General features: G+C 64.0%; 23 protein-coding genes. 16 read left to right on the top strand and 7 right to left on the bottom strand.

Annotated elements, in window-relative coordinates; translation table 11 throughout:
• The first annotated feature begins 30 nt into the window (after positions 1-30).
• From pdhA to ACODSO_RS03815, 6 genes are all read left to right on the top strand, one after another.
• Positions 31-1,146 carry a pyruvate dehydrogenase (acetyl-transferring) E1 component subunit alpha gene (gene pdhA, locus ACODSO_RS03840; RefSeq protein ID WP_489035163.1) on the top strand — a complete coding sequence of 372 codons (1,116 nt, stop codon included), beginning with the start codon at positions 31-33 and terminating at the stop codon, positions 1,144-1,146.
• Positions 1,143-2,147: an alpha-ketoacid dehydrogenase subunit beta gene (locus ACODSO_RS03835; protein WP_489035161.1), complete on the top strand. Its 1,005-nt coding sequence runs from the start codon at positions 1,143-1,145 to the stop codon at positions 2,145-2,147. The genes pdhA and ACODSO_RS03835 overlap by 4 nt, the downstream gene beginning before the upstream one ends.
• The gene (locus tag ACODSO_RS03830; protein ID WP_489035159.1) at positions 2,144-3,457 is read left to right on the top strand and encodes a dihydrolipoamide acetyltransferase family protein; all 1,314 of its coding nucleotides are present in this window, start codon (positions 2,144-2,146) and stop codon (positions 3,455-3,457) included. The genes ACODSO_RS03835 and ACODSO_RS03830 overlap by 4 nt, the downstream gene beginning before the upstream one ends.
• Positions 3,454-4,821 (top strand): dihydrolipoyl dehydrogenase, encoded by a 1,368-nt coding sequence (gene lpdA / locus ACODSO_RS03825; RefSeq protein WP_489035157.1) that lies wholly within the window; start codon positions 3,454-3,456, stop codon positions 4,819-4,821. Before ACODSO_RS03830 ends, lpdA begins: the two co-directional genes overlap by 4 nt.
• A gap of 357 nt (positions 4,822-5,178) precedes the next feature.
• Positions 5,179-5,616 carry an NAD(+)--rifampin ADP-ribosyltransferase gene (gene arr / locus ACODSO_RS03820; RefSeq protein ID WP_489035156.1) on the top strand — a complete coding sequence of 146 codons (438 nt, stop codon included), beginning with the start codon at positions 5,179-5,181 and terminating at the stop codon, positions 5,614-5,616.
• A 70-nt stretch (positions 5,617-5,686) separates the two neighbouring features.
• On the top strand, positions 5,687-6,649 hold the full coding sequence (locus tag ACODSO_RS03815) for a hypothetical protein (RefSeq protein WP_489035154.1): 963 nt from the start codon (positions 5,687-5,689) through the stop codon (positions 6,647-6,649).
• 100 nt (positions 6,650-6,749) lie between these two features.
• On the opposite strand, the gene ACODSO_RS03810 is transcribed toward ACODSO_RS03815, so the two are convergent.
• A complete protein-coding gene (locus ACODSO_RS03810; protein ID WP_489035152.1) occupies positions 6,750-8,051 on the bottom strand; it encodes an MFS transporter in 1,302 nt (433 codons plus the stop codon).
• Between the two features lie 298 nt (positions 8,052-8,349).
• Here ACODSO_RS03810 and ACODSO_RS03805 point away from each other — a divergent pair, with 298 nt between their 5' ends.
• On the top strand, positions 8,350-9,756 hold the full coding sequence (locus ACODSO_RS03805) for an FAD-binding oxidoreductase (protein ID WP_489035432.1): 1,407 nt from the start codon (positions 8,350-8,352) through the stop codon (positions 9,754-9,756).
• On the opposite strand, the gene ACODSO_RS03800 is transcribed toward ACODSO_RS03805, so the two are convergent.
• The 5 genes from ACODSO_RS03800 to ACODSO_RS03780 form a co-directional block, all read right to left on the bottom strand.
• Positions 9,740-10,852, bottom strand: a complete 1,113-nt coding sequence (locus ACODSO_RS03800; RefSeq protein WP_489035151.1) for a PucR family transcriptional regulator — start codon at positions 10,850-10,852, stop codon at positions 9,740-9,742. The genes ACODSO_RS03805 and ACODSO_RS03800 overlap by 17 nt on opposite strands.
• Before the next feature lie 30 nt (positions 10,853-10,882).
• A complete protein-coding gene (gene paaI / locus ACODSO_RS03795; RefSeq protein WP_489035430.1) occupies positions 10,883-11,251 on the bottom strand; it encodes a hydroxyphenylacetyl-CoA thioesterase PaaI in 369 nt (122 codons plus the stop codon).
• Between the two features lie 23 nt (positions 11,252-11,274).
• Positions 11,275-11,592 (bottom strand): EthD family reductase, encoded by a 318-nt coding sequence (locus tag ACODSO_RS03790; RefSeq protein WP_489035149.1) that lies wholly within the window; start codon positions 11,590-11,592, stop codon positions 11,275-11,277.
• Positions 11,589-13,616, bottom strand: coding sequence for a phenylacetic acid degradation bifunctional protein PaaZ (gene paaZ, locus ACODSO_RS03785; RefSeq protein WP_489035147.1), 2,028 nt, complete (start codon positions 13,614-13,616; stop codon positions 11,589-11,591). Before paaZ ends, ACODSO_RS03790 begins: the two co-directional genes overlap by 4 nt.
• Positions 13,617-13,690: 74 nt before the next feature.
• A complete protein-coding gene (locus tag ACODSO_RS03780) occupies positions 13,691-14,806 on the bottom strand; it encodes a GAF domain-containing protein (protein WP_489035145.1) in 1,116 nt (371 codons plus the stop codon).
• Positions 14,807-14,860: 54 nt separating this feature from the next.
• Between ACODSO_RS03780 and ACODSO_RS03775 the strand changes: the two genes are divergently transcribed.
• The gene (locus tag ACODSO_RS03775; protein WP_489035144.1) at positions 14,861-15,469 is read left to right on the top strand and encodes a GNAT family N-acetyltransferase; all 609 of its coding nucleotides are present in this window, start codon (positions 14,861-14,863) and stop codon (positions 15,467-15,469) included.
• A 7-nt stretch (positions 15,470-15,476) separates the two neighbouring features.
• Here ACODSO_RS03775 and ACODSO_RS03770 read toward each other — a convergent pair whose 3' ends face one another.
• Positions 15,477-16,088 (bottom strand): TetR/AcrR family transcriptional regulator, encoded by a 612-nt coding sequence (locus ACODSO_RS03770; RefSeq protein ID WP_489035143.1) that lies wholly within the window; start codon positions 16,086-16,088, stop codon positions 15,477-15,479.
• A 148-nt stretch (positions 16,089-16,236) separates the two neighbouring features.
• On the opposite strand from ACODSO_RS03770, the gene ACODSO_RS03765 reads away from it, so the two are divergent.
• From ACODSO_RS03765 to paaE, 8 genes are all read left to right on the top strand, one after another.
• Positions 16,237-16,956, top strand: a complete 720-nt coding sequence (locus tag ACODSO_RS03765) for an enoyl-CoA hydratase/isomerase family protein (protein ID WP_489035142.1) — start codon at positions 16,237-16,239, stop codon at positions 16,954-16,956.
• Positions 16,953-17,825 (top strand): 3-hydroxyacyl-CoA dehydrogenase family protein, encoded by an 873-nt coding sequence (locus ACODSO_RS03760; RefSeq protein ID WP_489035140.1) that lies wholly within the window; start codon positions 16,953-16,955, stop codon positions 17,823-17,825. The genes ACODSO_RS03765 and ACODSO_RS03760 overlap by 4 nt, the downstream gene beginning before the upstream one ends.
• Complete coding sequence (locus tag ACODSO_RS03755) at positions 17,822-18,586, top strand: enoyl-CoA hydratase-related protein (protein ID WP_489035139.1); 765 nt, start codon at positions 17,822-17,824, stop codon at positions 18,584-18,586. Before ACODSO_RS03760 ends, ACODSO_RS03755 begins: the two co-directional genes overlap by 4 nt.
• A gap of 92 nt (positions 18,587-18,678) precedes the next feature.
• Positions 18,679-19,617: a 1,2-phenylacetyl-CoA epoxidase subunit PaaA gene (gene paaA, locus ACODSO_RS03750; protein WP_489035137.1), complete on the top strand. Its 939-nt coding sequence runs from the start codon at positions 18,679-18,681 to the stop codon at positions 19,615-19,617.
• Complete coding sequence (gene paaB, locus ACODSO_RS03745; RefSeq protein ID WP_068375047.1) at positions 19,614-19,976, top strand: 1,2-phenylacetyl-CoA epoxidase subunit PaaB; 363 nt, start codon at positions 19,614-19,616, stop codon at positions 19,974-19,976. Before paaA ends, paaB begins: the two co-directional genes overlap by 4 nt.
• Positions 19,977-19,988: 12 nt before the next feature.
• Positions 19,989-20,906, top strand: a complete 918-nt coding sequence (gene paaC / locus ACODSO_RS03740) for a 1,2-phenylacetyl-CoA epoxidase subunit PaaC (protein ID WP_489035135.1) — start codon at positions 19,989-19,991, stop codon at positions 20,904-20,906.
• Between the two features lie 41 nt (positions 20,907-20,947).
• A complete protein-coding gene (gene paaD, locus ACODSO_RS03735; protein WP_489035428.1) occupies positions 20,948-21,409 on the top strand; it encodes a 1,2-phenylacetyl-CoA epoxidase subunit PaaD in 462 nt (153 codons plus the stop codon).
• Positions 21,409-22,503, top strand: a complete 1,095-nt coding sequence (paaE, locus tag ACODSO_RS03730) for a 1,2-phenylacetyl-CoA epoxidase subunit PaaE (protein WP_489035133.1) — start codon at positions 21,409-21,411, stop codon at positions 22,501-22,503. The genes paaD and paaE overlap by 1 nt, the downstream gene beginning before the upstream one ends.
• Position 22,504 lies beyond the last annotated feature (1 nt).

Raw genomic sequence — 22,504 nt, 5'->3', positions numbered from 1 at the left:
TGTACAAAGTCGATACCAGGAGAGTGTTCTATGACGACTGTCGAGACGAACGCGGCCGCGTCGTACCAGCGGTTCATGCCTGCCGAGCACCCGGTGCAGTATCTGGCGCCCGACGGCACCGGCGTCGAGAGCGCGGCACGATACGCACGCGCGTCAGATGATCGATTGCTCGAGATGTACCGCGCTATGGTGCACGGCCGCCGATTCGATCAGCAGGCAACCGCGCTGACCAAGCAGGGAAGGCTGGCGGTCTACCCGTCTGCGCGCGGACAGGAGGCGTGCCAGATCGCGGCCGCGCTGTGCCTGGGCGAGCAGGATTGGATGTTCCCGACCTACCGCGACTCGATGGCCCTCGCGGCACGAGGTGTGAACCAGGTCGAACTGCTCGGAATGCTCGCCGGCTACTGGCACTGCGGGTACGACCCGAAGCAGTATCACGTTGCACCTCAATGCACCCCGCTCGCAACGCAACTGCTGCACGCCACCGGATTCGCATACGCCGAAGCAAAGCAGGGGCGCGACACCATCGCACTGGCCTTCTGCGGCGACGGCGCAACGAGTGAGGGTGACTTCCACGAAGCCCTCAACTTTGCTGCGGTCTTCCGTGCTCCAGTGATATTTCTGGTGCAGAACAACGGGTTTGCGATCAGCGTTCCGCTGGCTCGGCAGAGCGCCGCGCCGTCTCTGGCACACAAGGGCGTCGGTTACGGAATCGGCAGCGAACAGGTGGACGGAAACGATCCGATCGCGATGATGTCCGTCATGGACGAGGCCGTGAGTTACGTTCGCGCGGGACGAGGTCCGGTGGTAGTCGAAGCACACACCTACCGCATGGACGCACATACCAACGCCGATGACGCCACCAGATACCGCAAGGCCGACGAGGTCGAAGGATGGCTTGCCCGCGATCCGCTCTCTCGCCTCGATTCCTACCTCGACGCCAGGGGCGTTCTCACCGACGACCTCCGCGAGCAGATGACCACCTCTGCCGATGCCGACGCGGCGGCGCTTCGTGCCGGAATGAACGTCGAGCAACAAGTCGATCCCGAGGATCTCTTCCGGTTCGTCTACTCCACCCCCACCCCCAACTTGATCGACCAACGGACTCAGGTTGCCGCCGAAATCGCAGCAGGAGAACTGTCATGACCTCGATGACCATGGCGGGAGCGCTCAACGCCGCACTGCGCGACGCCTTGACCGAGGACGAGAAGGTCGTCGTGTTCGGCGAGGATGTCGGAACACTCGGCGGCGTCTTTCGCGTCACCGACGGGTTGACGCGCGATTTCGGCGACGACCGATGCTTCGACACCCCGCTCGCCGAGTCCGGCATAGTTGGTTTTGCGATCGGAATGGCGATGTCGGGGTACAAGCCGGTCGTCGAGATGCAGTTCGACGCCTTCGCGTACCCGGCCTTCGAGCAGATCGTCTCGCACGTAGCCAAGTTGCGGAACCGCACCCGTGGGTCGTTGACGGCTCCGATGGTGATCCGAATTCCGTTCGCGGGTGGAATCGGTGGCGTCGAGCATCACTGCGACTCGTCCGAGGCGTACTACGCACACACTCCCGGACTGAAGGTCGTATCTCCGTCGACCGTCGCGGACGCGTACTCGCTGATGCGGGACGCCATCGCAGATCCCGATCCGGTGATCTTCCTCGAACCGAAGCGGTTGTACTTCTCCAAGGACGATGTCGAATTGGCGCGCACCGAGCCGATCGGTACCGCTGTCGTCCGTCGCCCCGGCACCGATGTGACGATCCTCGCCTACGGACCTACCGTCTCGGTTGCGTTGCAGGCAGCGGAGTTCGCGGCCGAGGACGGACGGTACGTCGAGGTCGTCGACCTTCGATCGCTCAGTCCGTTCGACGACGCCGCCGTCGCCGCATCGGTGCGCAAGACCGGCCGGTGCGTCGTGGTTCAGGAAGCCCAAAGTTTCGGCGGAGTGGGTGCCGAGATCGCAGCACGGGTGCAGGAGCGGTGCTTCCATCATCTGCATGCACCGGTTCTACGGGTCGGCGGGTTGGACATCCCCTATCCCGCACCGAAACTCGAACACTTCCACCTTCCGTCTGCCGATCGAGTCCTCGACGCCATCGAGCGCCTGCAGTGGAACGACACCCCCGACCTCAGCAAGGCGGTATCGGTATGACCGAGCAGGTCTTCATGCTTCCCGACCTCGGCGAGGGCCTTACCGACGCCGTCGTCCTCGAATGGAAGGTCAAGGCGGGCGATACCGTCACGATCGACCAGGTCGTCGTCGAGGTAGAGACAGCCAAGGCATCGGTCGAGGTTCCTTGCCCGTTCGAAGGCGTCGTCTCCGCGTTGCACGGCGCCGAGGGGGATGTGGTGCCGGTCGGGAAACCGCTGATCAGTGTCGCTGGTGTCGCAAGCACCCCGTCAGCGCACGAGCAGTACCGCGAAGAGGAACGCGCCGGCTCTGGAAATGTACTGATTGGCTACGGAACCGGCCACGGGCCCGCCGGAAGGCGTCGGCGCCGCGCGCACGCACCCGAGGCGGCTCCGCCGCAGGCACCCGAGGCGGCTCCGCCGCAGTGGCACGGCAATGCGTCCCAGAGTGCACTTAACCGTGCCACTGGGCCGGAGGCCCAGACCACCGCGGCAAAAGTCCTCTCACCCATAGTCCGCAAGCTGGCGCTGGACGGCGGGCTCTCGCTGGACCACATCGAGACCGCAGGCACACACGGCATCATCACCCGAGCCGACGTCGAGCGCGCACTCGCCACCTCCGTGGACACGGATACCGGAATCACCCGCATTCCCATCACCGGCATTCGTAAGGTCATCGCCGACAAGCTGACTCGGAGCCGGGCCGAGATCCCGGAGGCCACCGTGTGGGTCGATGTCGACGCCACCGCACTCCTCCAGGCACGCCGTGACCTCGATGCGTCGATCGACGGCGTCAAGATCTCCCTGCTGTCGGTGCTGGCGAAACTGACTATGATCGCGTTGGCCAAGTTCCCGGAGCTCAACAGCACGGTGGACACCGCCGCGGGCGAAATCCTCCGGTACGAGGACATTCACCTCGGCATCGCCGCACAGACAGACCGCGGTCTGATGGTTCCTGTCATCCCCCAGGCCGACAAGGCCGATCTGCGCGAACTCGCTGAACGGCTCACTGAAATGACGGATCTCGCACGCACCGGCTCACTTCCGCCGGCGAGACTGACCGGTGGCACCTTTACCCTCAACAACTACGGCGTGTTCGGGGTCGACGGTTCCGCTGCGATCATCAATCACCCCGAGGCTGCGATCCTGGGTATCGGACGCATCATCGACCGCCCCTGGGTCGTCGACGGCGAACTCGTGGTTCGGAAAGTCGCCCAGCTCGCGCTCGCCTTCGATCACCGCGTGTGCGACGGCGGAGTGGCGGGCGGATTCCTTCGCACCGTTGCCGACTACATCGAAAACCCCGTTCTCGCGCTGGGCGGCGTCCGATGAGCGATGTCGACATTGTCATTCTCGGAGGCGGTTCGGGCGGTTACTCCTGTGCTCTGCGGGCCGAACAGCTCGGCTTGTCGGTAGCAATGATTGAGGAGGACAAACTCGGCGGAACGTGCCTGCACCGCGGGTGCATACCGACCAAGGCGCTGCTGCACACCGCCGAGGTGGCCGACGCGGTGCGCGGCTCGGCGCATGTCGGCGTCACGGCATCGTTGACGGGTGTGGATATGCCTGCGGCTCTGGACTATCAGCGCAGCGTGGTCGCTGGTCTGTACGCCGGACTGCAGGGCTTGCTGAAACGTCCGGGCATCGAGATCGTTTCCGGCCGTGGCCAGGTGGTCGGTCCGCGCACCGTCGAAGTGGAGGGTCGACGTATCACCGGGTCATCACTGGTTCTCGCCACCGGGTCGTATTCGCGCACCGTTCCGGGAATCGAACTGGGGCCGCGGGTGCTCACCAGTGACGACGCGTTGTCGCTGGATCGGGTGCCGGAGTCGGTCGTCATCCTCGGCGGTGGTGTCATCGGCATCGAATTCGCCAGCATCTGGGCGTCGTTCGGCGCCAAGGTCACCGTCGTCGAGGCACTCGATCGCATTGTTCCAGGTGAAGACGAATGGTCTTCGAAACAGCTCACCAAGGCATTGCGTAAGCGCGGCATCGATATTCGTACCGGAACCAAAGTCGAGACCGTCACCGAATCTCCCGACGACGTCGCGGTGGCATTGTCATCCGGAGACACCTTCACTGCCGACCTCGTCCTGGTGTCCGTCGGCCGTGGACCCCGCACCGACGGTCTGGGTCTGGCCGAGCAGGGCATCGCCACCGAGCGCGGCTTCGTCACTGTGGACGAGAATCTGCTCACCAGCGCGGAAGGCGTATATGCCGTCGGCGACATCGTGGCGGGCTATCAGTTGGCGCACCGAGGTTTTCAGCACGGCATGTTCGTCGCGGAACACATCGCGGGGCTGAAGCCAGCCAGGATCGACGGTGATCTCGTTCCACGAGTCACGTACTCACACCCCGAGGTCGCGTCCGTGGGACTCACAGAGAAGGCAGCGGAGGAGAAGTACGGCACCATCACGTCCGTGGTCTACGACCTCGGTGGCAATGGCAAGAGTCGGATACTCTCCACCGCAGGCGGAGTCAAGGTGATTCGCGCACGCGAGGACGGCCCGGTAGTCGGCGTCCACCTCGTCGGTGATCGTGTGGGTGAGTTGATCGGCGAGGCGCAACTCGCGGTGGCCTGGGAGGCTTTGCCGTCGGAGGTCGGCAGCTTCGTGCACGCTCACCCCACGCAGAACGAGGCACTCGGTGAGGCGATGATGGCGCTGTCGGGACGGCCGTTGCATACGCACGGATAACTCGAGCTCGAGCGACTGGTCAGCTGCCTACATGCTCTCGATCTTCTCGAACGGGTACGCATCGACCATTGCGACAGGCAGAACATAGAATGCCAGGACGACCAGCTCCCGCGTACTTCGCTCTCGTCGGAGGTCCCAAGAAATCCAGACACCAGGGACGGCATCTATTGGGCTGCAGAATGTTTCAGTGCCCACGTTTAACAGTCGAGATAGTGCTGACGCGCGCCGGGGTCGGCGGCGCCCACCCCGGACTGTTCTTCTATCCCTCTTCACTGTAACTGCGTGATAGGGGCTTGCCGCAAGACCCCCTACGGCGTGCACACTCGTCCGGCACATCAGCACACGAGGGGGCTATCGATGGCAGACATCGCAGACACACCACCGCAGTTCCAGCTACACGAATCGGGCGCGTACTTCCACGGCACCAAAGCCGACCTGCAAGTCGGGGACTTCCTCAGACCGGGGTATCGATCCAACTACCGTTCCGAGCTCATCTCGAACAACATCTACATGACAAGAGTGTTGGACAACGCGGTTCTCGCAGCAGAGATGGCGACCGGACAGGGCCGGCCCCGGGTGTACATCGTCGAGCCGAACGGCGATGTCGAAGACGACCCTAACGTCACCGACAAGAAGTTCCCCGGCAACCCGACTCACTCCTTCCGGAGCCCGAACCCGGTGAAGATAGTCGGAGAAATGCTCGACTGGATCGGGCACTCCACCGAGTACCTCGACCAGTTCCGGGCAGGCCTGGAAGAACTGAGGCGAACGGGAGCCGACATCATCTACGACTAGACACTCAGCCCGCTGCTTGCTAGGTATGGATCGGTACGCGCTGGGTATTTGTTGGCCATATGCTTCGCTGATGGTCTTTCGTCGCTCCAGGCTCGTTTCGCTCGCTTGTGGAGTCGTGGTTTTGGCCGCACTGGGTGCATGCGGAGATGGCCACACTGCAGACGAACAACCCCCAGCAGAAGCCGTTGCCGATCCGTATCTCCGCGGGAACACCTGCGCACCTGATAGTCCCGCGGACGAGAACGTCGACCCGGCTCGTCGGTTGACGGAGCTCTCCCGGACTGCGGGGGAGCTTCTGCTGGTCAACGGCATCGTGCCGGGGCCTGACCTTGCTGTCGATGGGCAGCTTACGTCCAGTCAGGCCGCAGACCGTGCAAGCACTGTCCCCGGTGACGCGTCCATTGCCGAAGCCCTATGGGTAGCGGCTCCCAGCCCGGAAAACGGCTTGGATCCCATTCGCGACACCGCGGAGTACTACGCCGCTGACGCGCGACATATCTCGACGTTCGAGGTCACTGAGCAGAGTCTGAATCAAATGCTCGGACCGAGTTGGTCATCCGTCATCGAGGTGGTCGAAGAGTTCGCCGGCGACGGGTACGAACAATACGTCGAGTCGGTTCGCGATGCACCGCCGATGCGGGTATCGGATGCAGCGGCGATACGTGCCCAACTGCGTGCCGCCGCCGTTGATGCTGGCCTGGAGAGCCAGTGGGAAGCTGCACAATCGATAGTCCCCATCTACTTTCAGTCGTGCACGACGTCATCCGACGTCGCCGGGCACGATATCGACCTGTCCTCGTCGGTCCGCGGTGAAATTCTTGCCGCAGACGCGGTCGGCGCGGCCTTCGCCGAGACCATCGGACCGTCCGAGTTGACCGAACCTTTGACGCGGGGCCTGCAGATCGTCCTTGGTGCCGAGCCGAACTCGGCCGAAACCAGCCAACTGACCAAGGAATACGATCCGAACGAGATTCTGTCGCCCGAGGACGTCGAATTGATGGAGGCGGAAGAACCCAGTCTGGATGGCCCCTGACCGGCCCTACAGCAGTCGGCTGGTCGCCTCTCGTACCTATCCGCTTAGAGACGAAAGCCCCGAAACCATTATGGTTCCGGGGCTTTCGACACAAAATGCGTCAGACGTTCAAATCCTCGTCTCGGCGGTTCTTGATGCGCGAGGTCGCCACGAAGGAGATGGCCGCGAGGATCATCAGGTAGATCGAGATCGACATCGAGGTACCGGTTCCCTTGAACAGCGCCTCGGAGATGGTCGGGACGAACGCTCCACCGAGCACGGTGCCGATGGCGTAGCCGATGGATGCGCCGCTGAACCGGACGGCAGCGGGGAACATCTCGGCGTACAGAGCCGGCTGAGGTCCATACGACAGCCCGAGCCCGACGGCAAACAGTCCGAGGGCCAGGTAGATCCAATGCAGCTCACCGGTGTCGACGAGCAGGAAGAATGGGATGGCGCACAACACCATTGCCGCGTTTCCGAGGTTCATGATGATGGTTCGGGCGTAGCGATCGGACAGATGCGCGCCGAGGAGAGTGAACACTCCCCAGACGATGGCCGCGAACAAGCTTGCCACCAACACGTCCACGCGAGCCAGCCCGTGTTCACGCGTCGAGTAGGCGACGATGAAGCCGCCGACGATGATGTAGCCGTTTCCGTTGGTGCCGATGAACGACAGCGCAGCGAGCATGACCTGCTTCTTGTTGGTGCGCCACAGCGAGCGGACAGGTGTGTGATTGCGTTCCTTGCGCTGAGACAGCTCTTTGAACACTGGAGTCTCCTCGACGCGACGTCGGATGTAGAAGCCGACGAGGATGAGCACGAAGCTGATCAGGAACGGAATGCGCCAGCCCCAGGCCTCGAACTGCTCTTCGCTGAGCAGACCGGTGCACAGCGCCAGAGTTCCCACCGCGATGAGCATGCCGAGCGGGACACCCATCTGGGTTGCAGCGCCGTAGATTCCACGCTTGCCCTTCGGCGCGTGTTCGACAGCCATCAATGCCGCGCCGCCCCATTCACCGCCGGTGGAGAATCCCTGGAGGATACGCAACACGATCAGGATGATCGGGGCCCAGATTCCGATGGTCGCGTACGTGGGGAGCAGCCCCATACCCACGGTGGCAGCACCCATCAGCGTGAGGGTCGCGATGAGTACCTTCTTGCGTCCGATCTTGTCACCGAAGTAGCCGGCGACGATGGCCCCGAGGGGGCGGAAGACGAAGCTGATGCCGATGGTGACGTAGGCGACGAGCTGCCCGGACGACCCCATGGGTGCGAAGAACAACTGGGCGAAGATCAGCGACGCTGCCTGCGCGTAGATGAAGAAGTCGTACCACTCGACAGTGGTTCCGACCATGCTGGCCATCGCGGCGCGGCGATGCTCACGTGACACCCCAGTGGGCGTCTCGACCTGTGTTGACATCGACTTGTCTCGTTTCGTTCTGGCTCCGGCGCTCGGATACAGGAGCGGCGATTCGGAGTGCCGTGAGGCAGGGTAATAGGGTTCGATCACGACCAATCTCGGCGACCGAAAAGCAGATATAACTCACCGTCCATTCGGTCGGTAATCACCGTGACTGTCGACACGATGGTTTGTCAAGGTGTCGCAGGCCATGACGAGCGTGGCGACCTACAAGTTCGTCGAAATCTACCGATCGAAGCACCAGGATTCGTCCGAAACGACGCAGACAGGGGCAGTGACGGAAGCCATACTCGAACTCATGGCTGTGCCGGCAATCCCCGAACTCGATACTGCGATCATCGACGAACTGATGCGTGCGCTCGGCACCGATGCGGTGGTAACCGACCCGGATATCCTCGAGAGCTACCGACACGACTCGGCAGCTCTCTGTGAATCTGCCCTGCCACTGGCGGCGGTACTGCCGACCACGGAATCCGATGTTCAGGCCATCATGAATATCGCATCGGCGCACCGCATTCCCGTCGTCCCACAAGGAGCGTTGACCGGCCTGGCCGGGGCAGCGAATGCCAGCGTCGGAGCCATTGCCCTCAACACCCGGCGCATGAACAAGATCATCGAACTCGACGTCGTCGATCGCGTCGCAGTCGTGCAACCCGGGGTCACCAACAAGGAACTCAAGGAGGCTGCACTACAGCAGGGCTTGACGTATCTGCCCGACCCGTCCAGCTGGGAGGCGTCGACCATCGGTGGCAACATCGCCACCAATGCAGGGGGTCTGTGCTGCGTGAAGTACGGCGTCACTGCGCGATTCGTCCGTGGTCTGCGCGTCGTGCTCGCCGACGGCCGGGCCACCTTCGTCGGTCGACGCACAGTCAAAGGCGTGGCCGGACTCTCCCTGGCAGACCTGTTCGTCGGATCAGAGGGCACGCTCGGCATCATCACCGAGGCCACACTCGGCCTCGACTTCCCGGCCGCCACCCCGCTCACGATGGCCGCGACCTTTCCGTCCACCGTCGCTGCGGGAGAGGCGGTGGCACGCATCCGTGCTGCGGGTATCACGCCGAGCGTGTTCGAGCTGTTGGACCGCACCACCATCGCCGCGATCGACGCGTACGCGCGTATGGACTTCGGTACCGACGCCGCAGCCGTACTGATCGCCCAATCCGATGTCGGCGCAGGCGCGGTGCAAGAGCTGGAACTCATCGCCGCGCTGTGCACCGAATCTGGTGCGACGGATGTTGCTGTCGCCGACGACGAGATCGAGTCGGAGCAACTCGTTCAGGCCCGTCGCTTGGCGTACCCCGCGCTCGAGCGTCTGGGTTCGCCTTTGGTCGACGATGTGTCCGTACCTATTTCGCAGCTAGCCGCGATGATCGACGAAGTAGGACACATTGCCGAGCGCATCGGTACCGTCATCGGCGTCGTCGGCCACGCGGGTGACGGCAACATTCATCCCACGGTCATCGTCGACCCCCTCGACCCGTCATCGTTGGCCAAGGCACACCGAGCATTCGACGAGATCGCAGCCTTCGCACTCTCGCTCGGCGGCACTATCACCGGTGAGCACGGAGTCGGACTGCTCAAACGGGATCTCCTCGAAACCGAGCTCGATTCGGTCGCAGCGGAACTGCAGCGCGGCATCAAGGAACTACTCGACCCGCACTATCTACTCAATCCTGGAAAAGTTCTCACCGCCCGGTCGTGAGCCGTAGCGACATCCACACCAGTAATCGAGTGTCCGCGTCGTCCAGATCGAGACCGAACAGGTCTTTGACCCGCCGCAATCGGTAACGAAAGGTGTTGGCGTGCAGATACAACGATGCCGACGCGGCAGAAACATTCGATTCGTGCGTCAACAGCGCCAGCACCGTCGCGGCGTACTCGGTACCTTCGGCGGCGTCGCAAGCGAGCATTTTCTCGACGGCAGGTATCGCCAACGGTAGGTCCGAGAGTGCATCACCCGCTCTACGGAGAGTGACCGGCACGCGAGTCTGCTCGAAGGTCGTCGTCATCGCGCCGTCGCCGATCGCGTCGAGCACCCAGTGTGCCTGCCTGCGTGCCACTGTGGGCCGGGCCTCGGGGCCGCCGATCGCAAAGGTCACTGGCACGCCGAACGCCGCCTCCGCCTTTCGTCGAACCTCCTCCGCGGCGTCGCGGAAACCGCGTTCGTCCTCCGCCGCCAGCACCAACAAGACAGTGCGATCCTCGATGACACAGCCCGAATCCAGTGCATTGCCGAACGTGAGCTCCAACAGATCCGCCAGCTGCACCAGGAGGGCGTCCGGTTGCACAGAATCGATTCTCGCGGCCAGCACGGTATAGCGACTGCCGGCCGGGGTGACGGTATCGGGATCGGTCAGTAGCGCACGCACCCGTGGATTGTCGGCACCGGCCGGATGACGCCGGGTCAAGAGCAGCGGCACCGCAGCTGCAGCCGCGCGAGTCATTGCCGCCACTGCGCCGGAATCAGGTGGACGTAGGGAAACACCGGTAGCGATACTCCAAATGGAGCCGAGATACTCGGCATCGGCCGACACGGCCACCGCCAGTCGCGGTAGCACTCCGGGAACGTCGACCACCCAGACTTTCGAGCTACGCCGAAAGTCTGGGTCGAGGTGATGCACCATGTACTCGGCCGGGACCTGCTTGCCGAGAATCCCGTCGCGGCGCACGTCGTCGATCGGCTGGCCCGGAACGGACGAGTACGCGATGACGAAGCCCTGTGGATCCATCACCGACACTGCGCCGCCCACCGCGGTGGCGGTTGCGTCCGCCAACGCCGAGAGATCCGCAGTGCTCACCGATTCACAGTACTTCCACGCCTTGTGTCGCTACCGCGCTACGGTGCGACTGTCGCCTCGAAACTCTGCGATCAGCTCGCCTCGACACGTCACCGACACGTCGTACAGGCCGTTCCGGCCGAACCGCGCACGCTCGACGGCGTCCGCGACCAACACGTCACCGGCCTTCGTCGGACGGAGATAGCGGATGTCGCACCGTGCCGCGACGGCCGAGTCGTCGTGAGAATTGCACGCCATCGCGAACGTCGTGTCCGCCAACAGGAAGACGTATCCGCCGTGCGTGATGGCATAACCGTTGACCATGTCCTCCGTGACGACCATCGACATTCTCGCGTGGCCCGGTGACAGCTCGATCAATTCGATCCCGAGTTTGCGTGACGCGGCGTCGACCTCGAACATCTCGCGGGCAATCGTCGAATCGTTCACGGCTGCAACACCGATCGCTCGTTCTGGGTGAACATGACGGCGCCACCGGTCGCGAAGTTGCGCAGGTCTTTGCCTGCGGCCTTCATCTCGGTCGACGCCAATCCGGCCTTCAGCGATGCCTCGTCCGCGAAGAACAGGCTGGCAATCGCGTAGTACGGCGGTGGTGCATCGTCGAGCGAGTCCAGCGTGCCCCAGGTGAAGTCGACCAATCCGGGAACTGCACGAGCCAATGGCACGTGCACATCGGCGTAGTGACGATCGAATGCAACCGGGTCCTCGGGCGCTCCGTAGCAGACGGCCACTCGAATGCTCATGACACAGCCTCGGGCTTCGCGACGAGGGTCAGCACGTCGTACGTGGCAACCGGATCACCCTCTTGGTTGACGACCACGGCATCCCAACGCACTTCGCCGTAGTCTGCGCTCTGACGGGGTGTGATCAGCTTGGCCGTCAAGGTCACCGTGAGCGAATCCTCGGCTTTGACCGGCGTCAGGAACCTCAGGTTGTCGACGCCGAAGTTCGCGAGAACCGGGCCCGGCGCGGGATCGACGAACAGACCGGCAGCAAGCGACACCACGAGGTAGCCGTGAGCAACGATGCCGCCGAACAGCGGATTGGCCGCTGCCGCTTCGGGATCGGTGTGTGCATAGAACGTGTCGCCGGTGAACTCGGCGAAGTGGTCGATGTCCGCACGGGTTACCTGACGGGGTCCACCGACGATGGTGTCCCCGAGCGCGAGTTCGCCGAGGTCCTTTCGGAAGGGATGTACGTCGCCGGTGATGCGCGCCGATCCGGTCACCCATTTGTTGCCCACTGCAGTGAGCACATCAGGCGTGCCTTGAATTGCTGTGCGCTGCATGTGGTGCAGCACTCCGCGCATGCCGCCGAGCTCTTCACCGCCACCCGCACGGCCGGGTCCGCCGTGAACGAGCACCGGCAACGGGGATCCGTGACCGGTCGATTCCTTGGCGTCCTCGCTGTTCAGCACCAGAATTCGGCCGTGGTAGGGAGCCGAACCCAGAACCACCTCGCGAGCGATCGCCGAATCCTTGGTCACCAGCGACGCAACGAGCGAACCTTTGCCGCGCGCAACGAGGTCGAGCAGATCGGACGTGCGCTCGTAGCCGATCACCGTCGACACCGGGCCGAACGCTTCGATCTCGTGCGGCTCAGGAGCCGACGCGTCTCCTGCTTTCAGCAGAACAGGGGCCATGAACGCACCGGGGCGCGGGTCGACCGTCTCCGGATCGCCGAAGACCACCGAGGCGGACTTGGTCAGTCCGCGAACGGACTTCAGGACCTCGTCGCGCTGATCGATGCTGGCGAGCGCTCCCATCGTGACGCCCTCGGTGCGGGGATCACCGACAACAACCTTCCCGAGACGAGCCGACAATGCCTCGACAACCGGGTCGACCATCGACTGCGGAACCAGGACTCGGCGGATGGCCGTGCACTTCTGCCCCGCCTTGACGGTCATCTCGGTGAACACGCCCTTGACGAACAGGTCGAATTCCGGATCACTTCGTGCAACATCGGAACCGAGGATCGACGCATTGAGCGAGTCCGCTTCGGCCGTGAAGTGGACGCCCTCACCGACGACGTTCGGGTGAGCACGGAGAACCGCTGCGGTGTCGGCGGATCCGGTGAACGCGACGGAATCCTGGCCACCGAGGTGATCGATGATGCCCCTCGCACTTCCGCACAGCAGCTGGACCGATCCTTCGGGCAGGATTCCACTTTCGATGATGCGTCGGAACACCAGCTCGGTGAGGTAGGCGCTCTGGCTCGCCGGCTTCACGATCGACGGCACACCGGCGATGAACGCGGGCGCCAGCTTCTCCAGAAATCCCCACACGGGGAAGTTGAATGCGTTGATCTGTACCGCAACACCTTGTCGTGAAGTGTAGATGTGCTGGCCGAGGAACGTTCCCTTCTTGCCGAGCTGCTCGATGTCGCCGTCGAGGTACACGGTGTCGTTCGGCAGTTCCCGACGCGCTTTGCTGGCGTAGCTCAGCACGGTGCCGAAGCCTCCGTCGATGTCGACGCCCGAGTCGCGCGTCGTCGCGCCGGTCAGCGTCGAGACTTCGTAGAACTCGTCTTTGCCCGCCATCAGCGTCAGACCCAGCTGCTTCAGCAGGGCTGCGCGTTCATGGAAGGTCAGTGCAGCAAGGGCTGGGCCGCCGACACTGCGGGCGTACTCGATCATGCCGGCGACATCGAGCCCGGTGGAGGAGATTCGGGCGACCTCCGTGCCGTCGAGCGCGCTGAGCAACGGGGCTCCCTCGTCGCTCGCAGCGAACCATCGTCCTTGTGCGTAGCTTTCCAGCAGTCTGCTCACAGCATCTCCATCTCACCGTACGTTCGGTCGGTAATTACCATCGCCCGTACCCGGGTGCATTGTCAAGAAGGGATTCAGTTCAGCAGACTCGGATGGCCACTGTCGTCGGCAGGGACGGGGTCCGGATCGTCGCTGGTTCCTACGACCACCAGCTGAACCAGCATGAGCCCGGGCCCGCCCTTCTCCCTCGGCATCAACGCGGCGCGAGCGTCGACCACCGCCCAACCACCACCGATACGCCGGAGTCGGATGCCGTCGACCGAGCCGCTCGTGTGCGTCCCCTCGAACAATCTCGATGCTGCCGCGAGGATCCGCTCCACATCATCCGGGTGTGGAGTGTCCCGGTCGTCGACGATGCCCTTCCACTGAATCGAGGGCACCGGATCGGTGAGCCATCTGATGAGCCGGTTGTGAGTGAGATCCATCAACACAAGCGCTACCTGCGGCGACACCTCGCCGAGCGCCGTGAATGCCGCCGATTCCAACCGAGGGGTAGCGACGGAGTCCGATTCCACTGCATGCACCAATCCGAGCCAGTTCGACTGGTCTCCGGTGGCGGTGAACACAAGGTGCAGCCGAGGACTCCTCGCGAGGGCTGGGGCAGTGGCCAGGCCGCTCCACGTGAGCCCGGCCTCGGGCGCAGGAGAAAGCAGAGCGCCGATGGCGCCCATGGCGTCGTCCACATCGACGTAGCGGAACACTTCGGGCGAGGTGAAGCTGGAGCGCCCGCCGATATTCGGATCGCCTACCACGCGCTGCAAGAGTTGCGGATCGACGACGAACGAACGACGCTCTGCCTCGAACGTCACAGCAAGCGCGTCGTGCATCGGGTAGCCGGGAGGGATCGCCTCCGCGTCGCCGACCCACAGGTGCACCCCGTGCACCTGGGCGTTTCGACCGACGACGGGGTGAAGGATGATGCGAGTCCGTCGCGCACCCGTAGGAACAGTCGTGTCCCGACTCTGGCCACCGGCGCGGACGTGCTCGAGAGACCGCGCGACCTCCGCCCAGACCTGCGCCGAGGATCTACCTCCCACCACCGCTTTGATCGCCCGAGACAGCGAAGACATGTCCCTCGATCGGCCACCGAGAGAGACGAGCGACGCACGGCCTCGATACACGGTTTCGACCAACATCCACCGCGGTACGGGGTCATCTTGCGCCTGCACCCGTACTGGTCTTGAATTCACCCGATCCACACTAACTGGATCAAACCGTTCGGAATGACGCGACGAAGGGGGAAAGTGACCAGCAGAATCCTGTCCGCGGACGCCTCCGACAGCGGCCGATGCGCATCCGTTCTGGCCGACGCGTTCAGCGACGACCCACTGATGGCAACCATCTGGCCCGCTCGTGGTCGACGGTATTCCGCGCTGACTGGATACTTCGACGCGTCGTTGCGGCATTTTCACGTGGCCGGCGGCGGAGTTCGGTACGCCGTCACCGACGCGGGTGACATCGCAGCGGCTGCAGTGTGGGACCCGCCCGGCTCTCAGCCGTCGATCACCCGAACTCTGAGAGCACTACCGTCTCTGCTCCCGATACTTCGCGGGCGGACGAGCGCCGCACTCGGCGTGAGATCGACACTCGATGCTCATCATCCGACGCGTCCGCACTGGTATCTGGCCAACCTCGGCAGTTCGACGGCTCGGCGCGGGCACGGATTCGCGGCAGCCTTGATGACGGACCAGCTCGCCCGATGCGACCGCGACGGAGTCGACGCGTACCTCGTCTGCACCTCCCCGGACAACATCGCGTTCTACGAGCAGTTCGATTTCGTGGTCACGGAGAAGTTCGGCCTCGCGTCCGGGTCCGAGATGACGTCGATGTGGCGCGCCTGCGCGGCTCGGTGATCTCGGCTCAGGCCTTGCGCAGACCGTCGAACGTGAGGGCAACGACGGCGTCGGCCAGCGCGTCCGCCGACCCGCCCGTACGCGGCTTGTACCACTCGATGAGTGAGTTGACGGTGCCGAACAGCAGCCTCGAGACCAACGCTGGATCGATATCGGCGCGCAGGTCGCCCTCATCGGCTGCGGAGACGACGAGCCCGGACACGAAGGCGTCGAACTCCCGTCTTCTGGCCAGTGCCCGCCGCTCGACCTCGGTGTTTCCGCGTACGCGCAACAACAGCGTGACGTAGGGCAGCTCGGCAACCAGGATCTCGACGCTGCGCCTGACCAGGTACTCGAGACGGTCGATATAGCGCCCGTCGGTAGCCCGTTCCTCGGTGGTGACGGCGAACAGCGCGTTCAGTGCACGCGACAACGCAAGTTCGAGAAGCTCAGCCTTCCCCGATACGTGGTGATAGATCGACGACTTCGTGATGCCGAGGCGACCGGCGAGGACCTCCATCGACGTGCCGTCGTAACCCTTATCGTTGAAGACCTTCACCGCGACGGCGAGCAACGAATCCAGGTCGTACCCCGGACGCCCTGGGAGCCCGGTTCTGCGCGGGGCGCGTGCCGTTGTCATGAGCATCATCTTGGCAGGCGTCGGACGATTTCACAGCACCGACACTGCCCACCCTTGCGCAACGACCGAATGTTCGGTTATTAATGGACAATGACCCGACAAAGGAGCGAACAGTGCGCGGAGTAGTCCCGATGACAGGCGAGGCGCCGTGAACACCCTCGTCGTGGAGGAGCGCCCCGATCGCGTGGTCGTCACCCTCGCGCGAGAAAAACAGCGCAATGCCATCGACGCGGAGATGATCGGCGAGCTACACGAGGTGTGCGGACTCGTCGAGGAGCATCCTCGAGTTCTCGTGATCAGCGGGCAGGGCGAGCATTTCGCAGGCGGCGCCGACATCAACGAGCTTCGGGCGCGCACGCGCGACGACGCCCTACGCGGCATCAACCGCAACCTGTTCGACCGAGTCGCCTCCCTTCCCCTGCCGACGATCGCAGCGATCCGCGGATATGCGCTCGGCGGCGGAGCCGAACTGTCCTATGCGTGCGACATCAGAATCGCCTCGTCCACAGCGATGTTCGGAAACCCCGAACCAGGTCTCGGGATCATGGCAGCGGCAGGTGCAAGCTACCGACTCCCGACACTCGTCGGCGTGTCCGTCGCCAAACAGGTTCTACTCGGCGGCCGCATGCTCGACGCCGATGCCGCACTCCGGTCGGGCCTGGTCATGGACGTCGTCGACGACCCGCTGAACTCGGCGCACGCACTGGCGGACCGCATGGTCAGGCAGTCACCGCTGGCGTTGAAACTGACCAAGACCATTCTCGACGCACCGGGTTCCCATCCCTGGGCCGACGACATCGCCCAGGCCGTGCTGTTCGAGACCGAGGACAAACAACGCCGCATGACGGCATTCCTGGAGAAACCGTGACATTTCCAGAAGAATCGACAGGCATTCCGTCCAAAGTCGGTGTCGTCGGCGGAGGCCGAATGGGTGCTGGCATCGCCCAGGTGTTCGCGGCCCTCGGCTCGACCGTCGTCGTCGCCGAGGCCGCCGATCAGGAAGCTGCCCTCGGCCGGGTGTCGACGGGATTGGACCGTGCGCACGAACGCGGAAAGCTGACCGAGAGCCCGGCAGACATCCTGGCTCGGGTGACAACCGTCGCCGGGCCCGCCGAGCTCCCGGCCGATCTCGCCCTCGTCGTAGAGGCGGTTCCGGAGATTCCGTCGCTCAAGGTCGAGGTGCTGGCGCTGATCGACAAGGCCGTGTCCGATTCGACCGTGATCGCCTCGAACACGAGCTCCATCTCTATCGCCGAACTCGGAGCGGCACTGCAGGATCCGTCGCGCTTCATCGGGATGCACTTCTTCAACCCCGTTCCGGTGTCGACCCTCGTGGAGATCGTGCGGGCACCTGCGACCTCACCGGCCGTCGTCGAGCAGGTTCGAAACTGGGTCTCGCTGATGGGCAAGACCGAGGTCCTCGTCAACGACTCCCCCGGCTTCGCGACGAGCCGGCTCGGCGTCTGTCTCGGACTGGAAGCGATACGCATGCTGGAGGAAGGCGTCGCCGACGCCGAATCCATCGACCGGGCAATGGAACTCGGTTACAAGCATCCGATGGGACCACTCCGATCGACCGACCTGGTCGGGCTCGACGTACGCCTGGCTATCGCCGAACAACTCGCCTCCACGCTCGGCGATCGCTTCGCCCCACCACAACTGCTCCGCGACAAGGTCGCGCGCGGCGAGATCGGCCGAAAGTCCGGCATGGGATTCTACGATTGGACGAACGCATGACCGTACGACTGAACATCGCCGATGGACTGGCGATCATCACCCTGCAACGCTCCGCGCTGGACATCGCGACCAAGGTGGCGTTCCAGGAAGCCGTCGACGGAGCAGCCCACGATGACGTACGAGCCGTTCTCATCACCGCCGAGGGCAAGAACTTCTGCGTCGGCCAGGATCTCGGCGAGCACGTCGGTGCGCTCGAGGCGGATCCTGCCACCGCGATGGACACCGTGGCAGTGCACTACAACCCGCTGATCCGGTCGATACAGAAGCTTTCGGTACCGGTCGTCGTTGCTGTGCCGGGAGCGTGCGTCGGCGCGGGCCTCGGAATCGCCCTGGCCGGAGACATTCGCGTCGCAGGGACCACGTCGTCGTTCGCGACGGCGTTCACCGGCATCGGGCTGGCCAGTGACTCGGGCCTGAGTTATGCGCTGGTCGAGGCGCTGGGCAGCAGCCGGGCCGTTGGGCTGATGCTGCTCGGCGACAAGGTGACCGCAGAACAGGCGCTGGAATGGGGCCTGGTCCATCGGGTCGTGCCCGACGACGAGGTTCTCGCTGTCGCCGAGTCGCTCGCCAGGAAGCTGGCCGCTGGGCCGACCGAGGCGTATCGCCAGGTCAAGTCTCTGGTCCGTGCATCGGCGTCGGGGCTGCTCGACGCGCTTGATCGGGAATCGGCGGCGCAGAAGCATCTAGGACAGACGGTCGATCACAAGGCTGCGGTCGACGCGTTCCTGGCCAAGGAGAAGCCGGTGTTCGCGGGGCGCTAGGCCGCCGCGACCCGAGCCCCCTATCTTGTGCCCCGAGTCACTTCCATGCATACTTGTTACCAACCGATCATTCGGTAATGAAAGTAGGACATATGACCATGTCGAACACCCTGGAACCGCTACAGGAAACTTTCGACGCGACCATCGCCTCCGAGCAACGAGTCGAGCCGCGGGACTGGATGCCGGACGGCTATCGCAAGTCCCTCATCCGTCAGATCGCCCAGCACGCGCACTCCGAGATCATCGGTATGCAGCCGGAGGGCAACTGGCTCACCCGCGCGCCGTCGCTGCGCCGCAAGGCGATCCTGATGGCCAAGGTCCAGGACGAAGCAGGTCACGGTCTGTACCTGTACTCGGCCGCCGAGACCCTGGGTGCGGATCGCGCGGACCTGACGGACAAGCTCATCGAGGGCAAACAGAAGTACTCCTCGATCTTCAACTACCCGACCCTGACCTACGCCGACGTCGGCACCATCGGTTGGCTCGTCGACGGCGCCGCGATCTGCAATCAGGTGCCCCTGTGCCGCAGCAGCTTCGGACCGTACGCACGTGCGATGATCCGCGTCTGCAAGGAAGAGTCCTTCCATCAACGCCAGGGCTACGAGCTGCTCGCGACCATGATGCGCGGCACCGACGAGCAGCGCGCGATGGTGCAGGAATCGGTGAACCGCTGGTGGTGGCCGGCATTGATGATGTTCGGCCCGCCCGACGACGAGTCCCCCAACACCGAGCAATCGATGAAGTGGGGCATCAAGCGTCACACCAACGACGAGCTGCGCCAGCGCTTCGTCGACATGTCCATCCCGCAGGCCGAAGCACTCGGAGTCACGTTCCCCGATCCGGACCTGAAGTGGAACGACGAGCGCACGTCGTACGACTTCGGCGAGCCCGACTGGGCCGAGTTCATGCAGGTGATCAAGGGCAACGGCGCATCCAACGTCGAACGTCTTGCCAACCGGCGGGCAGCGCACGAGGACGGCGCATGGGTCCGCGAGGCCGCGACCGCTTTTGCCGAAAGGAATGTTTCATGAGTCAGTTCACTGCCGAGGGTGGCCACGGAGCAGTTCCGACCGACAACGTCCCCGTCGAGCCGAAAAGGGAGTCTGTCAAAGCGGATTGGCCACTCTACGAGGTCTTTCTTCGCGGCAAACGCGGGCTGAATCACGTGCACGTCGGGTCACTGCACGCAGCCGACGATCACATGGCGCTGCGTCACGCACGCGACGTCTACACCCGTCGCAACGAGGGCGTCAGCATCTGGGTAGTGAAGTCCAACTCGATCGTCGCGTCCTCGCCCTCGGAGAAGGACCCGTTCTTCGCCCCGAGCGGAGACAAGGTGTACCGACATCCGACGTTCTACGAGATCCCCGACAACGTTCCCCACATGTAAGGCCTGACACCCATGACTGATCACGACAACGCCTACGACGGCCTCGTCAACGAAGACACACACGGGCAGTGGGCATTCGGGACGAGCTTCGACGACCCACTTGCCGGCGTCGACACCACCGTCCCCGACGACGTCGACCTTCGAGCCCTTGCCGCATACTGCCTCATGCTCGGCGACGATGCGCTGATCAGCTCACAGCGTCTTGCCCAGTGGAGCACTCGCGCACCGGAACTCGAAGAGGAAGTCGCGCTCGCGAACGTCGGACTCGACCTACTCGGGCAGGCCAGGTTGCTGCTGGCGCGCGCTGCGGCCGCGGACTCCACAGTGGTCCCGCGCATCTCCGACACCTCACCCACACCGCCGGAGGACGCCCTCGCGTTCTTCCGCGACGAGGCGAACTTCCGCAACGTACGGCTCACCGAACTCGACAACGGCGACTTCGCCAAATCGCAGGTGCGCCTGTTGGTGTTCTCGACGTGGCGATTGGCCGTGTTCACCAGGCTCCGCACCTCACGTGATCCGGTCCTCGCCGCTGTCGCGGACAAGGGCGTCAAAGAGCTGACGTACCACCGGGATTACGCGGCCCGCTGGGTCGTGACGCTTGGGTGCGGAACCGAGGAATCGAAGCGACGGGTTCACGACGCCATCGCGCGGATCTGGCCGTACGTGTCCGAGCTGTTCGTCCCCACCGACGAAGAGATCGCGCTCGCACAGGTGGGCGTCGCCGTCGACCCTCGCGATGTGCGTGAAGAGTTCGATTCCGTTCTCGCCCAGGTTCTGCACGCGGCAGAATTGGAAGCGCCGGACGGCAAGGCCGTCGGGACGATCGGCGGCCGCGGCGGCAGGCGAGGGATTCACACCGAAGCATTCGGGCCACTGATCGCCGAGATGCAGGTCGTGGCGAGGGCCCATCCGGAGGGAGTCTGGTGACCACACTGGAACGAACGGCGCGCGAGATCGCCGCCACCGTCATGGACCCCGAGATGCCACTGCTCACACTCGACGACCTCGGCGTCCTGCGTGACGTCGAGGTCCGTAAGGACGGCAGCGTGCTCGTCACCATCACTCCGACGTACTCGGGATGCCCGGCGATGGCGACGATGCGTGACGACATCGAACACACGCTGCACGACAACGGCTACGACAGTGTCGAGATCGTCACCAGCCTCAGCCCCGCGTGGAGCACCGACTGGATCTCCGAGGAGGGCCTGCGCAAACTGCGCGAGACCGGCTACTCCGTTCCGGGACCTGCCCCCGCCCGGGCGTCGGGCCCGGTTCCCCTGACCCTGACCGTCAAGCCGCGGCAGCTCACCTGCCCGCAGTGCGGTTCGACGAACACACGCTTGACCTCGGAATTCGGCGCCACGCTGTGCAAGGCCCAGTACCGGTGCGACAGCTGCTTCGAGCCCTTCGACCACGTGAAGGAGATCTGATGACCATCACCGCCGACGCTGTCGTCACCGCGAACCGAAAGAAGCCGTTCCATACGCTGACCGTCGCCGACGTCGAATCGCTGTGCGACGACGCCGTCGCCGTCACGTTCGACGTACCCGGGCACCTGACCGACGAATTCGACTTCCTCCCAGGTCAATCCCTGATGCTCAGCCGCACGGTCGACGGCGTCGAACATCGTCGTTCCTACTCCATCTGCGCACCCGCAGGTACCCGTCCTCGGGTCGGTGTGCGTGAAGTCAGCGACGGACTCTTCTCCTCCTGGCTCGTCCACGAGGTCAAGGCCGGCGACCGCATCGACGTCCAGGGTCCGAGCGGCACCTTCCATGCAGACCCCGCCGCCGGCGGCAGGCACGTATTGATCGCCGCGGGATCCGGAATCACTCCGATGCTGTCCATCGCTGCGTCGGTGCTGGCCAATCCGGACGCCGAAGTCGTGCTGCTGTACGGCAATCGGCGCACGCGCTCGGTAATGTTCGCCGAGGAGATCGCAGACCTGAAAGACCAGTACGGCAGTAGGTTCGACGTCATCCACGTTCTCTCTCGTGAACCTCGCGAGGTCGAATTGTTCAGCGGCAGACTCGATGCAGCGCGCCTGCGCGACATCCTCGACACCGTAATCCCGACGCCCGACATAGACCACTTCTGGCTGTGCGGACCGTTCGGCATGGTCACCGATGCGCAGCAGGTCCTCGGCGACCTCGGTGTCGCCACGAGCAGCATCCACCACGAATTGTTCTATGTCGACGACATCCCCCCGCCGCAGGAGAAGCACCGCGAACCGGGGGTCGTCGGCCCGAGCAGCGAGGTCACCATCGTTCTCGACGGTCGCAGCGTCACAGGCGCACTCCCGCAGGACGAGTCGATTCTCGACTCTGCCGAGATGCTTCGATCCGACCTTCCTTTCGCGTGCAAGGGTGGTGTCTGTGGCACCTGTCGCGCGAAGGTGACCAGCGGCGATGTGGACATGCGTCGCAACTACGCGCTCGAGGACAGCGAGGTCGATGCCGGCTTCGTCCTCACCTGTCAGACATTCCCACTCAGCGACACCGTCACCGTCGACTTCGACGCCTGAG

This window comes from Rhodococcus sp. FG69, from assembly GCF_057808915.1.
Note: the sequence above shows the minus strand (reverse complement) of the source record. Positions and strands in the feature narration are given on the sequence as shown.